We start from the raw sequence: 13,976 nt of genomic DNA, 5'->3' as shown, positions 1-13,976 counted from the left end.
GTCAGCAGCGCGGCCGCGGCGGACATCAGGGCCAGCGCGCCGAACACCGCGCCGAAGCCGGCGCGGGCCGCCAGCCAGGGCAGCAGCAGCGCGCCCAGCCCGCCGCCCAGCGGCACCGCCGTCTGCCGGATGCTCATCGCCAGGCCGCGCTCGCCTTCATCGAACCACGCCATCACCGCGCGGCCGCTGGCGCCGTTGACGCTGCCGCCCAGCATGCCGACCAGCACCAGTCCCAGCGCCAGCAGTCCCAGGCCGGGCGCGGCGCCGGCAGCGGGCGCCGCGTACCCGCTCATCCAGGCCAGCGCGGCGGCCGTGGCGCCCAGGCCGGCCAGCAGCACCGGGCGGTCGCCCCAGCGGTCGGCCAGCATGCCCCACGGAAGCTCGAACAGCGCGACGCCCAGCCCCAGCAGGCCCAGCGCCAATCCCAATTGGCCGTTGTCCAGCCGGTAGTCCGCGCGCATGAACACCGCGGTGGCGGGCAGGCCCGCCGCCGCGGCGGAAAAGGCGGCGTTCGCGGCAACGCCCACGGCCAGCACCTTCCAGCGGTGGGCGGGGCGGTCGAGCGCGGCCGAAGGGGGCAGCGCGGGGGAGGAGGACAGGGACATGCGGGGCTCCTGGGGCCGGAAGAGGATTGACGGGGCCCAGTGTGCGCTTCTAACATCATTCCGAAAATCGGTAATTTATGTATGTATGGTTTTGAAAAACAGGATGATTGAATGAGGCCAGCAACGTTCGATCTGGAGGTGCTGCGCAGCTTTGTCGCGGGCGTCGACCTGGGCAGCTACGGCCGGGCGGCCGACCGGCTGGGCCGTTCCACTTCCGCCGTCAGCGCCCAGTTGAAAAAGCTCGAAGAGCAGGCGGGGGTGCCGCTGCTGCGCAAGGCGGGGCGGGGCCTGGCCCTGACCGACGCCGGCGAGACCATGCTGGCCTACGCGCGGCGCCTGCTCGAACTGAACGACCAGGCCTCGCGGGCCGTGCGCGGCGCGCAATTGCAGGGCAAGGTGCGGCTCGGCATGCAGGAGGACTTCGGCGAGATGCTGCTGCCCCAGGTGCTGGGCCGGTTCGCGCGGACGCATCCCCGGGTGAAGATCGAGGCCCGGGTCGCCCGCAACGCCGATCTGCTGGACCGCATTGCCGTGGGCCAGCTCGACATCGCGCTCGCCTGGGACCACGGCGCGCGCCTGCCGCATGCGCGGCGGCTGGCGGAGCTGGCCATGTGCTGGATCGGGCCCGCGGATCCGGCGCCCGCGCTGGACGCGGACGGGGTGCTGCCGCTGGCCGCGTTCGAAGCGCCGTGTCTGTTCCGCAGCGGCGCGACCGAGGCCCTGGACCGCGCCGGCATCGCCTGGTCGCCGGCCTTCACCAGCCCCAGCCTCGCGGGCCTGTGGGCGGCGGTGTCGGCCGGTCTGGGGCTGGCCGTGCGCACGCCCTTGGGGCTGCCCGCCACGGTGCGCGCGATGGCGCCCGGCGAACAGGGCTTGCCGGGGCTGCCCACGATTGTCCTGTCGCTCTACCGGGGCAGCGCGCAACTGGACCCGGTGCCGGCCGCGCTGGAGGAGATCCTGCGGCAATGCGTCGGCGACAGCCTTGCCGCCTTGAAGGCGGCGCCGGGAGGGCAAGCGGCGGGCAGGCGCGCGGCCGCCCTTGCGGGAGTCCGCGAACCATGAACCGATTCCATGAAATGACCGTGTTCCTGGCGGTGGCCGAGGCGCAGAGCTTCGCCGCCGCCGCCCGGCGCCTGGAAATGTCGGCGCCCACCGTCACGCGCAGCGTGGCGGCGCTGGAGCGCCGGCTGGGCGCCTTGCTGCTCGTGCGCACCACCCGAAGCCTGCGCCTGACCGAGGCCGGCCAGCGCTATGCCGCCGACTGCCGCCGCATCCTGGAGGAAGTGGAGCAGGCCGACGACGCCGCGGCCGGCGCGATGGCCGCCCCGCGCGGCGCGCTCAGCATCACCGCGCCCGCGCTCTTCGGCGAACTGCACGTCATGCCCGCCGTGCTGGGATACCTGCGCGCGCACCGCGAAGTGTCGGTGCGCACGCTGCTGGTGGACCGCGTGGTGAACCTGCTGGACGAAGGCATCGACGTGGCCGTGCGCATCGGCGCCTTGCCCGATTCCACCCTGACGGCCGTGCCGGTGGGCCAGGTGCGCCGCGTCGTGTGCGCCGCGCCCGCCTTCCTGCGCCAGCACGGCGTGCCCGAGAACCCGGACGCCTTGCAGCGCTACTGCACGATCACCGCGGCGATGGAAGGGCGCGGGCCGCAATGGCGCTTCCAGCAGGACGGCGAACCCAGGCGCGTGAGGGTGGATTCGCAACTGACGGTGACCTCCTTCCAGGCCGCGGTGCTGGCGGCGTGCGAGGGCTGGGGCCTGACGCAGGTGGTGTCCTACCAGGTGGCGCGGCACCTCGCCACCGGCGCCTTGCAGGTGGTGCTGCGCGACTTCGAACTGCCGCCGCTGCCCGTGCACGTGGTGTATCCGGAAGGCCGCAAGAGTTCGGCCAAGGTGCGCAGCTTCGTCGAATTCTGCGTCGAGGCCCTGCGCCGCGATCTGGCCGCGCTGCCCTAGGCCGCTTTCTTTCACGGGGCGCAAGACTGTCTTGCCGCGGCTGGCCGTTCACTTGCGGCCGGCGCCGGTCCAAGATGGGGCCTGCCTCCCACTTGGAAGAAACCCCATGCCTACCGCCCAGCCTTCGACCCTGACGTTCTACAGTTTTCCGCTGTCCGGCCATGCGCATCGCGTGGCGCTCATGCTGTCCCTGCTGGACGTGCCGCACCGGAAGGTGGACGTGGACCTGCGCGGAGGCGAGCACAAGCGTCCCGCCTGATGGCGGCCGCCTCGGCCGCAAGGAGCGCAATCATGCCGACCACCGGAACAACCGTCGACGCGCCGTCGCCCTGGCATGCGGGCGAAACCCTGCTGCAGCGGCACGCGGGCGTCGCCGAACGCATGGAACAGGCCGGGCGCAAGGTCATCCGCGACTACATGCCGGACCAGCACCGCGAATTCTTCGCGCAACTGCCGTTCCTGGTGGTGGGCGCGGTGGACGCGCAGGGCGATCCCTGGGCCGGCGTGCTGGAAGGGCAGCCCGGCTTCGCGGCGTCGCCCGATCCCCGCGTCCTGCGCGTGGCCGCCATGCCCGATGCCGACGATCCCGTGCTCGCGGGCCTGGGGCCGGACCGGCCGGTGGGTCTGCTGGGAATCGAGTTGCACACGCGCCGGCGCAACCGCGTGAACGGCCGCATCTCGGCCTGGGACGGCAAGCGCTTCGAGGTGGCCGTGGCGCAATCCTTCGGCAATTGCCCGAAGTACATCCAGTCGCGGGATTTCCATTTTTCCCGCTCGCCCGCCCTGCGCTTCGCCGGCGCGCCGCAAGAGCGCGACGGGCTGGACGATGCCGCTCGCCAACTGATTGCGCGGTCCGATACCCTGTTCGTCGCGAGCTACGCGGACGCCGGCTCGCGCGCCGTCGACGTGTCGCACCGGGGAGGCAGGCCCGGCTTCGTCCGGGTGGACGGCAACGTGCTGACCATTCCCGATTTTTCGGGCAACCGTTTTTTCAACACGCTGGGCAATATGGTGCTCAACCCGCGTGCGGGACTGCTCTTCATCGACTTCGAGCGCGGCGGCGTGCTACAGCTTTCGGGGCGCGCGGAAGTGATCCTGGACAGCCCCGAGATCGCGCAGTTCGAGGGCGCCGAGCGGCTGTGGCGGGTGCATGCGCGCCGCGTGGCGTTCCGGCCGGGCGCGCTGGCCTTGCGCTGGCGCTTCAACGCCTATTCGCCGGCATCGCTGGCGACCGGGCAGTGGCCAGGGCAGGGCCTGTCGGCATAGGAAGGCGCCTCGCGCGGCCCCTAGGCCGCCGCCGTCTTCTGCACGACGGTGTCCTCCGGACCGATCGGGCGGCCGTCCTGCGCGCGGACTTCCAGCCGGCGCACGGGCTGGCCGCGCTTGCGGTCGATCAGCGTGGAATGGGGTTCGGCCGAGGCGTAGTAATGGTCTTCGCCCCATTGGCGCAGGCCGACGATCACCGGGAAGAGCGCCCGGCCCTTGTCCGTCAGCACGTACTCCTGGTAGGCGCTGCCGTCGGAAGCGGGAGCCACGGCCAGGATGCCGTGCGCCACCAGCGTGCGCAGCCGGTCGCTGAGGATGTTCTTGGCCACGCCCAGGCTTTTCTGGAATTCCCCGAAACGCCGCAGTCCGTCGAAGGCGTCGCGCACGATCAGCAGCGACCACCAATCGCCGATCGCATCCAGCGAGCGCGCCACCGGACAGGCGGCGCCTTCAAGGCTTGTGCGTTTAACCATATCGGGTCCTTGCGGTAGGGAGGTCAACGACGAAAAGCGGATTTTTCGGTTGCATTATAAAACCGTAAAACCTAGTATTCTGGTTTTGTAATGAAACCAAATAGGAGGCCGTCGTGCCTGCCCCGTCCGACCTTTCCGTTCCCGGGCCCGGCGCCCGCACGCCCCGTTCGCTGATCCTGCTGCTGGCGGTCGCCTGCGCCCTGAGCGTGGCCAATGTGTATTACGCGCAGCCCTTGCTGGACGCCATCGGCCGCGAGTTCGGCATGGCCGAGGCGGCGGTGGGCATCGTCGTGACGGCCACCCAGCTAGGCTGCGCGCTGGCGCTGCTGTTCGTGGTGCCGCTGGGCGACCTGCTGGACCGCCGCCGCCTGATGATCGGGCAACTGGCGCTGCTGGTCCTGGCGCTGGCCGCCGTCGCGCTGTCGGCGAACGCGCCCTGGCTGCTGGTGGGCATGGTCGCGCTGGGCCTGCTGGGAACGGCCATGACGCAGGGCCTGCTTGCCCTGTCCGCGGCGCTGGCCGCGCCCGGCGAGCGCGGCCGCGTGGTCGGGGCGGCGCAGGGCGGGGTGGTGATCGGCCTGTTGCTGGCGCGCGTGCTGGCCGGCGCGGTGGCGGACGCGTGGGGCTGGCGCGCGGTGTACCTCGTGTCGGCGGCGCTGGCGGCCGCGCTCGCGGCGGTGCTGGCCCGCCGTTTGCCGCGACGCCGCCTGCCCACGGCCGACCTGGGCTATTGGGCATTGCTGCGCTCGCTCTATGCCTTGCTCGCGACCGAACGCGTCCTGCGCGTGCGCGGCACGATCGCCTTGTTGATGTTCGCCGCGTTCAGCGCGTTCTGGACCGCGCTGGTGCTGCCGTTGAGCGCGCCGCCCCATTCGTTGACGCACACCGCGGTGGGATCGTTCGGACTGGTGGGCGTGGCGGGGGTGCTGATGGCCGCGCGCGCCGGGCGGCTGGCCGACCGCGGGCACGGCGAACGCACGACCGCCGCGGGCCTGGCGCTGCTGTGCCTGTCCTGGGTGCCGATCGCCTTCCTGGAGCAGAGCCTGTGGGCGCTGGCGCTGGGCGTGCTGATCCTGGATGTCGCCTTGCAGGCCCTGCACGTCACCAACCAGACGATGGTCTTCGGTATCAGCGCGCAAGCGCACAGCCGCCTGGTGGGCGGCTACATGATGTTCTATGCCGTGGGCAGCGGCCTGGGGTCGATCGCGTCGACGGCGGCCTACGCGCAGGCCGGCTGGCTGGGGGTGTGCGCGCTGGGCGCGGGCATCAGCCTGGCGGCGCTGCTGTTCTGGGCGGCGACGCTGCCGCGCGATTGCGGGGTGGGATGGGTAAAGCGCGAGAGTCCTTAAGCAAGAACCAGGCTCTCCAACGCGCGCCACCCATGCGGCCGTGTGCAGATGGTGCCCCTGTGCTGGCCGGAAAACAATCTGCCCACGGCCGCATGGGTGGCGCGCGTTGGGCAGTTGGTTTTTTGCGCGAGTTATCTCGCGCTTTACCCATCCTACGGCTGTACCGCGTAGTCCTTCGCGCCCAGCACCACGGCCGCCAGGCCGGGCGCCTGGCTCAGCTTGTGCAGCGCGTAGCATTGCGCGGTGGCGATCTTGGCGTCGTGGAATCCGGGGTCTTCGTCCCGGTGCGCCAGGCTGGCCAGCAGCGCCCGGGCCATCTGCCATCCGGCCAGCGTGGTGCCCGCCAGCAGCAGATAGGGCACGGCGGCGCCGAAGACCGCGTTGGGGTGGCTGGCGGCGTTGGCCAGGACGAAATCGACGGCGTCGGACAGGGCCGCGCTGGCCCGGCGCAGGGGCGCAAGCACGAGGCCGGCGGCGGGCGCCGCGCTGGCCTCCAGCGCCGCTTCGGTCCGGCGGACTTCCGCCAGCAGGGCGCGCGCGACCGCGCCGCCGTCGCGCAGGGTCTTGCGGCCGACGAAGTCATTGGCCTGGATGGCGGTGGTGCCTTCGTAGATGGTGAGGATGCGGGCGTCGCGGTAGTACTGCGCGGCGCCCGTTTCTTCGATGAAGCCCATGCCGCCGTGCACCTGCACGCCCAGGCTGGCGACGTCGATCGACGTCTCGGTGCACCAGCCCTTGACGACGGGCACCAGGAATTCCTGGACGGCCAGGTGGCGCTTGCGGGCCTCTGCGTCGGGGCTGGCGTGGGCCAGGTCGGCATGGCCGGCGGTGAAGTAGGCCAGCGCGCGGCCGGCCTCGGTCAGCGCGCGCATGGTGCCCAGCATGCGGCGCACGTCCGGATGCTGGATGATGGGCACGGCATCGCGCGACGAGCCGTCCACCGGACGACTCTGCACGCGTTCGGCGGCATAGGCCAGCGCATGCTGGTAGGCACGGTCGGCAATGGCGATGCCCTGCACGCCCACGGCGTAGCGGGCGGCGTTCATCATGATGAACATAGCGTCCAGGCCGCGGTTTTCCTGGCCGACCAGGTATCCCAGCGCGCCGCCGGCGTCGCCGAACTGCAGCGTGGCGGTGGGGCTGGCCTTGATGCCCAGCTTGTGTTCGATCGACACGCACTGGACATCGTTGCGGGCGCCCAGCGTGCCGTCTTCATTGACCAGGAACTTGGGCACCAGGAAAAGCGAAATGCCCTTGACGCCCTCGGGCGCGTCGGGCAGGCGGGCGAGCACCAGGTGGATGATGTTCTCGGCCAGATCGTGTTCGCCGTAGGTGATGAAGATCTTGGTGCCGGAGATCCGGTAGGCGCCGTCGCCCGCGGGCTGCGCGCGCGAGCGGATCATGGCCAGGTCGGACCCCGCCTGGGGTTCGGTCAGGTTCATGGTGCCGGTCCAGCGGCCCTCGATCATGGGGCCGATGTAGCGTTTCCGCAGCTCGGGCGAGCCCGCGGTCATCAGCGCTTCGATCGCGCCGTTGGTCAAGAGCGGACACAGCGCGAACGACAGGTTGGCGGCGTTCAGCATCTCGGAGCAGGGCGAGCCGATCAGGCCGGGCAGGCCCTGGCCGCCGTATTCGACGGGATGCGTCATGCCCTGCCAGCCGGCTTCGGCGTAGAGGCGGAAGGCCTGCTTGAAACCGGGCGCGGTGGCGACCGCGCCGTCGCGCCAGCCGCCGGGTTCGCGGTCGGCGGGGTGGTTCAGCGGGGCCAGCACGTCGGCGGCGTAGCGGGCGGATTCTTCCAGCACGGCCCGGGCGGTGTCGGGCGTGGCCTCCTCGAAACCGGGCAGGGCGGCCACTTCCGGCAGGCCGGCCAGATGGTTCAACACGAACAGCATGTCTTTCACGGGGGCTTGGTACGTCATTGCGTCGGAGCTCCTGGAGGGGTTGGGGCGCGGGCCGGGGAATCAGGCTTTCTTGCCGGGGCCGGCCACGTCGATGGCCGTGGTCGCGCCCACGGCGGCGCGCAGTTCGAATTTCTGGATCTTGCCGGTGGAGGTCTTGGGCAGTTCGCCGAAGCGCACCGCGCGGGGCACCTTGAAGCCCGGCAGCAGGAGCTTGCAGTGCGCGATGATCTCTTCGGCGGTGGCGGCGCAGCCCGGCTTCAGCTCGACGAAGGCGCAGGGCGTCTCGCCCCACTTGGGGTCGGGCATGGCCACCACGGCCACCGCCGCCACGGCCGGGTGGCGGTAGAGCGCGTCTTCCACTTCGATGCTGGAGATGTTCTCGCCGCCGGAGATGATGATGTCCTTGCTGCGGTCCTTGATGCGGACGTAGCCGTCGGCCGTCATCACGCCGAGGTCGCCGGTATGGAACCAGCCGCCCGCGAAGGCCGAGTCGGTGGCGCGCTCGTTCTTCAGATAGCCTTTCATGCAGATGTTGCCGCGGAACATGACCTCGCCCACGGTCTGCTCGTCGGCCGGCACTTGCTCCATGGTGTCCGGGTCGCGCACCGACACGCCGGCCTGCAGGTGGTAGCGCACGCCCTGGCGCGCCGTCAGCAGCGCGCGTTCCTCGTCTTCCAGCGCGTCCCAGGCGTCCTGGCGCGCGCAGACGGCGGCGGGGCCGTAGACTTCGGTCAGGCCGTAGACGTGGGTCAGTTCGAAGCCGATGTCGCGCATCTTGGCAATGACCGCTGGCGCCGGCGCCGCGCCCGCCACCATGGTGCGCACGGTGTGCCCGATGCCGTCGCGCATCTCGGCCGGCGCGTTGGCCAGCGCGCTCTGCACGATGGGCGCGCCGCAATAGTGGGTGACGCCTTCGCCGCGGATCAGGTCGAACACGGTCTTGGGGTCGAACTTGCGCAGGCACACGTTCACGCCCGCGCGCGCCGCGACGGTCCAGGCGAAGCACCAGCCGTTGCAGTGGAACAGCGGCAGGGTCCAGAGATAGACCGGATGCTTGGGCATGTCCCATTCGAGGATGTTGCTGACCGCGTTCAGGTACGCGCCGCGGTAGTGGTAGACCACGCCCTTGGGGTCGCCGGTGGTGCCGGAGGTGTAGTTCAGCGCGATGGCGTCCCACTCGTCGGCGGGCGGCTGCCAGTCGTAGCGGGCGGGGGCGGCGGCCAGGAACGCTTCGTAGTCGACGGCGCCGGGCAGCGTGGCGGGCGCCGTGTCGAGGTCGTGCACCGAGATGATTTTCAGATGGGGGAATTCGGCCCGGGCGCGCTGGGCGACCTCGGCGTATTCCGTGTCCACGATCAGCGCGCGCGCTTCGCCGTGGCCCAGCATGAACAGCACGCTGGGGGTGTCCAGCCGCGTGTTCAGGGTGTTCAGCACCGCGCCCAGCATCGGCACGCCGAAGTGGGCTTCGACCATGGCGGGGATATTGGGCAGCATCACGGCGACGGTATCGCCGCGCCGGATGCCGGCCTGTTCCAGCGCGCCGGCCAGCCGCTGCGCGCGCTCGTAAGTCTGGGCCCAGTTGCGGCGCACCTCGCCATGGACCACGGCCAGGCGCTGGCCGTAGACTTCGGCGGCGCGGGCGATGAAGTCCACGGGCGTCAGGGGGGTGTAATTGGCCTCGCGGCGCGCAAGGCCTTGCTCGAACATGCCGCTCATTGCTGTCTCCTGCGGGGGGGCGCGTGGCGCGCTCCCTGTTTCTTTGTGCGGGAAGGGCGATTCCCGGCGCTTGCGCTAGCGTATCGCCAGCCGGAAAATGCAGTCTGTCATCTACATGACAGACTGCCGGCGGGCCATCGCATTCCCTGTTTTACACGGTTCTTTCCATGTCCGACGTTTCAAACATTGTTTCCGCCGACGAGCTGGCCGGGCTGTTCCGCGCCCGCGCCTGGTTCGGCGCCCTGGAGGCCTCGCACCAGGACCTGGTGCTGGCCACGTCGCGCGCCGAGCGCGTGGACAGCGGCGCCTGGATCGCGCGGCGCAACGCGCCGTCGGACTACTGGCTGGGCGTGCACACGGGCCTGCTGAAGCTGGCCATCTACAACGAATCGGGCCGTAGCTGTACGTTCTCGGGCGTGCCGCCGGGCGGCTGGTTCGGCGAGGGCAGCGTCATCAAGCGCGAATTGCGCAAGTACGACGTGGTGGCGATCCAGCCCTCCCTCGTGATGCTGGTGCCGGCCGCCACTTTCCATGCGCTGCTCGCGGCCAGCCTGCCGTTTTCGCATTTCGTCATCGGCCAGTTGAACGACCGCATGGGCGAGTTCATCGCGTCCATCCAGAACCACCGCCTGCTGGACGCGGACGCGCGGGTGGCGCAATCGCTGGCGCAGCTCTTCAACCCGCGGCTGTATCCGTCCACCGACCTGACGCTGGCGATTTCGCAGGAAGAACTGGGCTACCTGACGGGCCTGTCGCGCCAGCGGGTCAACCAGGCGCTGCAGGCCCTGGCCGACCAGGGCATCCTGGCGCTGGCCTACAACCAGATCAAGGTCCTGGACCTGGACCGCCTGCGGCAATACGGGCTGGACCAGATCTGAGGGCGCCGGTTCAGGCGGGCCGCAGGGCGCGGTCCAGCGCCGCGCGCGCCAGGATGCGGGTGGAATCCAGGGTGGGCAGCGCGGAATTGCCGTCGTCCAGCACCAGCGGCAATTCGGTGCAGCCCAGCACCGCGGCGTCGCAGCCGGCGTCGCGCAGGCGCTCGATGACGCCTTGCAGCCGCGCCACCGAATCGGGCTTGAAGACGCCGTACACCAGTTCGTCCATGATGATGCGGGCCAGTTCGTCCCGGTCGTCCGGCGGCGGACGCAGCCACTGCAACCCGTGTTCGCCCAGCTTGCCGGGATAGACCTCGCTGTCCACCAGCCAGCGCGTGCCCAGGATGCCGATGCGGCGGTAGCCGCGGGCCGCCGCCTCGGCGGCGACCTCCCCGGCGATATGCAGCCAGGGCAGCGGCGAGCGCGGCAGCACAGGGTCCAGCGCCTGGTGGATGGTGTTGTCCGGGCAGATCAGGAAGTCCGCGCCGGCGCGCGCCAGCTTGTCCGCCGAGGACAGCATCAGCGCCCCGACGCCGGCCAGGTCGCCGCGGTCCAGGCAGGCCACGTAGTCCGCCAGCGAGTGCGTATGCAGCGAAATCTCCGGATGGGCGTGCGGCCCCATGCGCCGCGCGCCCTCGGCGCACAAACTGCGGTAGCAGAGCGCCGCGCCCTCGGCCGAGCAGGCGACGATGCCGATGTGCAACGCGGCGGGGCTCATTCCGCGGACTCCTGGTTCAGGGCGCGGACATGGCGGGCGATGAGGCGGAAGCTCTCCGCCATGGCGGCCTGCTGCGCCGGAGGCAGTTGCGACAGGAAAAGCTCGTCGACGGCGGGTCCGTAGACCTTCCACATTTCCCGCCGCAGCGCGCGCCCCTTGGGCGTGAGCCGGGCGTAGGCGGCGCGCCGGTCTTCGTCGGACCGGTAGCGTTCGACCAGGCCGTCGGCCTCGAGGCGGTCCATCAGGCGCGTCAGGTTGTAGCGCGCGATCACCATGCGCTCGGCGATTTCATACATGCGCGCGGTGCCTTCCGGCGCCCGTTCCAGCGCCCACAGCGCGTCGTACCACGCCAGCGGCGGCAGGCCGGCGGCCGACAGTCGCTTTTCGATTTCCTCCGCCACCAGCGCATGCGCGGTGAGGAAGAGACTCCACGCATCCGGCTTGCCCGTGGCCATGCGGTCGGCTCCTTGAAAAGGGGGGAATGCAGGGGGGATTGTAAGTGCGCCGCGCCCGGCGTTTGCGGTCAAAAAAACCCTGGGAGAGTGATTTATACCCTTGCGTGTTGCGGTAAAAAAAACCCTGGATTGTGCAATGCATTGATTCAAATGGAATTTTTTCTGGCACGAAATTCGCATAGGGAAACGTACCCCACTAACCGCAACACTGGAGGGCGTTCCCATCATGGGTCCGTATCGGAAATTATGGTTCACGCTGATCGCCGTGGTGGCGATCACATTCGCATTGCTGGGTTTCTACGGCGGCGAAGTCTATCGGCAGGCCCCGCCGATTCCCGGCCAGGTCGTGACGGCCGACGGCGCCCGCCTGTTCGGCCGCGATGACATCCTGGACGGCCAGACCGCCTGGCAGTCGGTCGGCGGCATGCAGTTGGGATCGATCTGGGGACACGGCGCGTACCAGGCGCCGGACTGGACGGCCGACTGGCTGCATCGCGAACTGACGGCCTGGCTAGACCTTGCCGCGCGCGACGCGCACGGCAAGGATTACGCGCAACTGGCCGCGCCCGAGCAGGCCGCGCTGCGCGAGGCCTTGAAGGCCGAGTACCGCGCCAACCGCAACGACGCCGCGACCGACACGCTGACGGTCAGCCCGCGCCGCGCGCGCGCGATGGCGCAGACCGCCGCCTACTATGACCAGTTGTTCTCCGACGCGCCGGCCCTGCATGGCAGCCGCGAGAGCTTCGCCATGAAGGAAAACACCCTGCCCGACGCCGCGCGCCGCACGCAGCTTACGCATTTCTTCTTCTGGACGGCCTGGGCGGCGGCGACCGAGCGCGAGGGCATGCCGGTCACCTACACCAACAACTGGCCGCACGAACCGCTGATCGGCAATACGCCCAGCGCCGAAAACGTCATGTGGTCCATCATCAGCGTGGTGGTGCTGCTGGCGGGCATCGGCCTGCTGGTATGGGCCTGGGCCTTCCTGCGCGGCAAGGAGGAAGACGAGCCCGAGGCGCCCGCGAAGGATCCCCTGACCGCGTTCGCGCTGACGCCGTCGCAGCGGGCGCTGGGCAAGTACCTGTTCCTGGTCGTCGCGCTGTTCGGGTTCCAGGTGCTGCTGGGCGGCTTCACCGCGCACTACACGGTCGAGGGCCAGAAGTTCTACGGCATCGACGTGTCGCAGTGGTTCCCGTATTCGCTGGTTCGCACCTGGCACATCCAGAGCGCGCTGTTCTGGATCGCCACCGGCTTCCTGGCGGCGGGCCTGTTCCTGGCGCCGCTGATCAACGGCGGGCGCGACCCGAAGTTCCAGAAGGTGGGCGTCGACATCCTGTTCTGGGCGCTGGTGCTGGTGGTGGTCGGATCGTTCGTCGGCAACTACCTGGCCATCGCGCAGATCATGCCGCCGAACCTGAACTTCTGGCTGGGCCACCAGGGCTATGAATACGTGGACCTGGGCCGCCTGTGGCAGATCGGCAAGTTCGCCGGCATCTGCTTCTGGCTCGTGCTGATGCTGCGCGGCATCGTTCCGGCGCTGCGCAAGCCGGGCGGGGACAAGAACCTGCTGGCGCTCCTGACGGCGTCGGTCGGCGCGATCGGGCTGTTCTACGGCGCCGGCTTCTTCTACGGCGAGCGCACGCACCTGACGGTGATGGAATACTGGCGCTGGTGGATCGTGCACCTGTGGGTCGAGGGCTTCTTCGAGGTCTTCGCCACCACCGCGCTGGCCTTCATCTTCTCGACGCTGGGCCTGGTGTCGCGGCGCATGGCCACCACCGCCAGCCTGGCGTCGGCCTCGCTGTTCATGCTGGGCGGCATTCCGGGCACTTTCCACCACCTGTACTTCGCGGGCACCACCACGCCGGTGATGGCGGTGGGCGCGAGCTTCTCGGCGCTGGAAGTGGTGCCGCTGATCGTGCTGGGCTACGAGGCCTGGGAAAACTGGCGCCTGAAGTCGCGCGCCGCGTGGATGAACGATCTGAAGTGGCCGCTGATGTGCTTCGTGGCCGTGGCGTTCTGGAACATGCTGGGCGCGGGCGTCTTCGGTTTCATGATCAACCCGCCCATTTCGCTGTACTACATCCAGGGCCTGAACACCACGCCGGTCCACGCGCACGCGGCCCTGTTCGGCGTGTACGGATTCCTGGCGCTGGGCTTCACGCTGCTGGTGCTGCGCTACATCCGTCCTCAGTACGCGCTCAGCCCCGGCCTGATGAAGCTGGCGTTCTGGGGGCTGAACCTGGGCCTGGCGCTGATGATGTTCACCAGCCTGCTGCCCATCGGCCTGATCCAGTTCCACGCCAGCGTGAGCGAAGGCATGTGGTACGCCCGCAGCGAAGCCTTCATGCAGCAGGACATCCTGCGGACCCTGCGCTGGGGCCGCACGTTCGGCGACGTGGTCTTCCTGCTGGGCGCGCTGTCGATGGTGCTGCAGGTGATCCTGGGCTTGCTCAGCGGCAAGCCCGCCACCAGCGAACCGAGCCTGCAGGCCCGGCCCGCCCGCGGCTGAGGCCCCGGCCGACCGCGGCCGCGCGCCCCGTCCCTTCCTCCTTGCGCCAGCGCAAAGAGGACGGGAGCGGCGGCCGGTCCAATGGAGGCAGGTCCCGGGGCGCTCCGCCCCGGGCGCAACCGGAGTCCGATCCGTGCGCTGC

12 protein-coding genes and 1 pseudogene are annotated in these 13,976 nt (G+C 69.9%); 7 read left to right on the top strand and 6 right to left on the bottom strand.

Annotation, left to right across the window (positions count from 1 at the left end):
* Nucleotides 1-605 (bottom strand): MFS transporter (locus tag AVE30378_RS29855; protein WP_129246454.1); only part of this gene is annotated, 605 nt, incomplete at its 3' end.
* A 111-nt stretch (nt 606-716) separates the two neighbouring features.
* On the opposite strand from AVE30378_RS29855, the gene AVE30378_RS29850 reads away from it, so the two are divergent.
* From AVE30378_RS29850 to AVE30378_RS29835, 4 genes and pseudogenes are all read left to right on the top strand, one after another.
* A complete protein-coding gene (locus tag AVE30378_RS29850) occupies nt 717-1,667 on the top strand; it encodes a LysR substrate-binding domain-containing protein (RefSeq protein ID WP_129246453.1) in 951 nt (316 codons plus the stop codon).
* Nucleotides 1,664-2,566, top strand: a complete 903-nt coding sequence (locus tag AVE30378_RS29845) for a LysR family transcriptional regulator (RefSeq protein WP_129246452.1) — start codon at nt 1,664-1,666, stop codon at nt 2,564-2,566. Before AVE30378_RS29850 ends, AVE30378_RS29845 begins: the two co-directional genes overlap by 4 nt.
* Nucleotides 2,567-2,672: 106 nt before the next feature.
* A pseudogene (locus tag AVE30378_RS29840) lies at nt 2,673-2,819 on the top strand (thioredoxin domain-containing protein); the annotation flags it as partial.
* Between the two features lie 38 nt (nt 2,820-2,857).
* Nucleotides 2,858-3,832, top strand: coding sequence for a pyridoxamine 5'-phosphate oxidase family protein (locus AVE30378_RS29835; protein WP_129246451.1), 975 nt, complete (start codon nt 2,858-2,860; stop codon nt 3,830-3,832).
* Nucleotides 3,833-3,852: 20 nt separating this feature from the next.
* On the opposite strand, the gene AVE30378_RS29830 is transcribed toward AVE30378_RS29835, so the two are convergent.
* Complete coding sequence (locus AVE30378_RS29830) at nt 3,853-4,305, bottom strand: winged helix-turn-helix transcriptional regulator (protein ID WP_129246450.1); 453 nt, start codon at nt 4,303-4,305, stop codon at nt 3,853-3,855.
* Between the two features lie 113 nt (nt 4,306-4,418).
* Here AVE30378_RS29830 and AVE30378_RS29825 point away from each other — a divergent pair, with 113 nt between their 5' ends.
* A complete protein-coding gene (locus tag AVE30378_RS29825; RefSeq protein ID WP_129246448.1) occupies nt 4,419-5,654 on the top strand; it encodes an MFS transporter in 1,236 nt (411 codons plus the stop codon).
* Nucleotides 5,655-5,806: 152 nt separating this feature from the next.
* Here the strand turns inward: AVE30378_RS29825 and AVE30378_RS29820 are convergent, their stop codons facing one another.
* Both AVE30378_RS29820 and AVE30378_RS29815 read right to left on the bottom strand, forming a co-directional pair.
* The gene (locus AVE30378_RS29820) at nt 5,807-7,576 is read right to left on the bottom strand and encodes an acyl-CoA dehydrogenase (protein ID WP_129246446.1); all 1,770 of its coding nucleotides are present in this window, start codon (nt 7,574-7,576) and stop codon (nt 5,807-5,809) included.
* Between the two features lie 42 nt (nt 7,577-7,618).
* Nucleotides 7,619-9,274, bottom strand: a complete 1,656-nt coding sequence (locus AVE30378_RS29815) for an acyl-CoA synthetase (RefSeq protein ID WP_129246444.1) — start codon at nt 9,272-9,274, stop codon at nt 7,619-7,621.
* A gap of 167 nt (nt 9,275-9,441) precedes the next feature.
* Between AVE30378_RS29815 and AVE30378_RS29810 the strand changes: the two genes are divergently transcribed.
* Entirely contained in the window at nt 9,442-10,152 is a 711-nt protein-coding gene (locus AVE30378_RS29810; RefSeq protein WP_129246442.1) for a Crp/Fnr family transcriptional regulator, read from the top strand.
* A 10-nt stretch (nt 10,153-10,162) separates the two neighbouring features.
* Here AVE30378_RS29810 and AVE30378_RS29805 read toward each other — a convergent pair whose 3' ends face one another.
* Both AVE30378_RS29805 and AVE30378_RS29800 read right to left on the bottom strand, forming a co-directional pair.
* Nucleotides 10,163-10,867: an aspartate/glutamate racemase family protein gene (locus AVE30378_RS29805; RefSeq protein WP_129246440.1), complete on the bottom strand. Its 705-nt coding sequence runs from the start codon at nt 10,865-10,867 to the stop codon at nt 10,163-10,165.
* The gene (locus AVE30378_RS29800; protein WP_129246438.1) at nt 10,864-11,322 is read right to left on the bottom strand and encodes a MarR family winged helix-turn-helix transcriptional regulator; all 459 of its coding nucleotides are present in this window, start codon (nt 11,320-11,322) and stop codon (nt 10,864-10,866) included. The genes AVE30378_RS29805 and AVE30378_RS29800 overlap by 4 nt, the downstream gene beginning before the upstream one ends.
* A gap of 226 nt (nt 11,323-11,548) precedes the next feature.
* Here AVE30378_RS29800 and AVE30378_RS29795 point away from each other — a divergent pair, with 226 nt between their 5' ends.
* Complete coding sequence (locus AVE30378_RS29795; RefSeq protein ID WP_129246436.1) at nt 11,549-13,834, top strand: nitric-oxide reductase large subunit; 2,286 nt, start codon at nt 11,549-11,551, stop codon at nt 13,832-13,834.
* Nucleotides 13,835-13,976: the final 142 nt, after the last annotated feature.

The organism is Achromobacter veterisilvae, from assembly GCF_900496975.1.
GTDB classification, from domain to species: domain Bacteria; phylum Pseudomonadota; class Gammaproteobacteria; order Burkholderiales; family Burkholderiaceae_B; genus Achromobacter; species Achromobacter veterisilvae.
The sequence above is the reverse complement of the archived record's forward strand: the minus strand, read 5'-3'. Positions and strand labels throughout refer to the sequence as shown.

Coding starts and splice junctions, on each gene's coding strand:
- AVE30378_RS29850 (WP_129246453.1), top strand. CDS start 717: ATGAGGCCAGCAACGTTCGATCTGGAGGTGCTGCGCAGCTTTGTCGCG.
- AVE30378_RS29845 (WP_129246452.1), top strand. CDS start 1,664: ATGAACCGATTCCATGAAATGACCGTGTTCCTGGCGGTGGCCGAGGCG.
- AVE30378_RS29835 (WP_129246451.1), top strand. CDS start 2,858: ATGCCGACCACCGGAACAACCGTCGACGCGCCGTCGCCCTGGCATGCG.
- AVE30378_RS29830 (WP_129246450.1), bottom strand. CDS start 4,305: ATGGTTAAACGCACAAGCCTTGAAGGCGCCGCCTGTCCGGTGGCGCGC.
- AVE30378_RS29820 (WP_129246446.1), bottom strand. CDS start 7,576: ATGACGTACCAAGCCCCCGTGAAAGACATGCTGTTCGTGTTGAACCAT.
- AVE30378_RS29815 (WP_129246444.1), bottom strand. CDS start 9,274: ATGAGCGGCATGTTCGAGCAAGGCCTTGCGCGCCGCGAGGCCAATTAC.
- AVE30378_RS29810 (WP_129246442.1), top strand. CDS start 9,442: ATGTCCGACGTTTCAAACATTGTTTCCGCCGACGAGCTGGCCGGGCTG.
- AVE30378_RS29805 (WP_129246440.1), bottom strand. CDS start 10,867: ATGAGCCCCGCCGCGTTGCACATCGGCATCGTCGCCTGCTCGGCCGAG.
- AVE30378_RS29800 (WP_129246438.1), bottom strand. CDS start 11,322: ATGGCCACGGGCAAGCCGGATGCGTGGAGTCTCTTCCTCACCGCGCAT.
- AVE30378_RS29795 (WP_129246436.1), top strand. CDS start 11,549: ATGGGTCCGTATCGGAAATTATGGTTCACGCTGATCGCCGTGGTGGCG.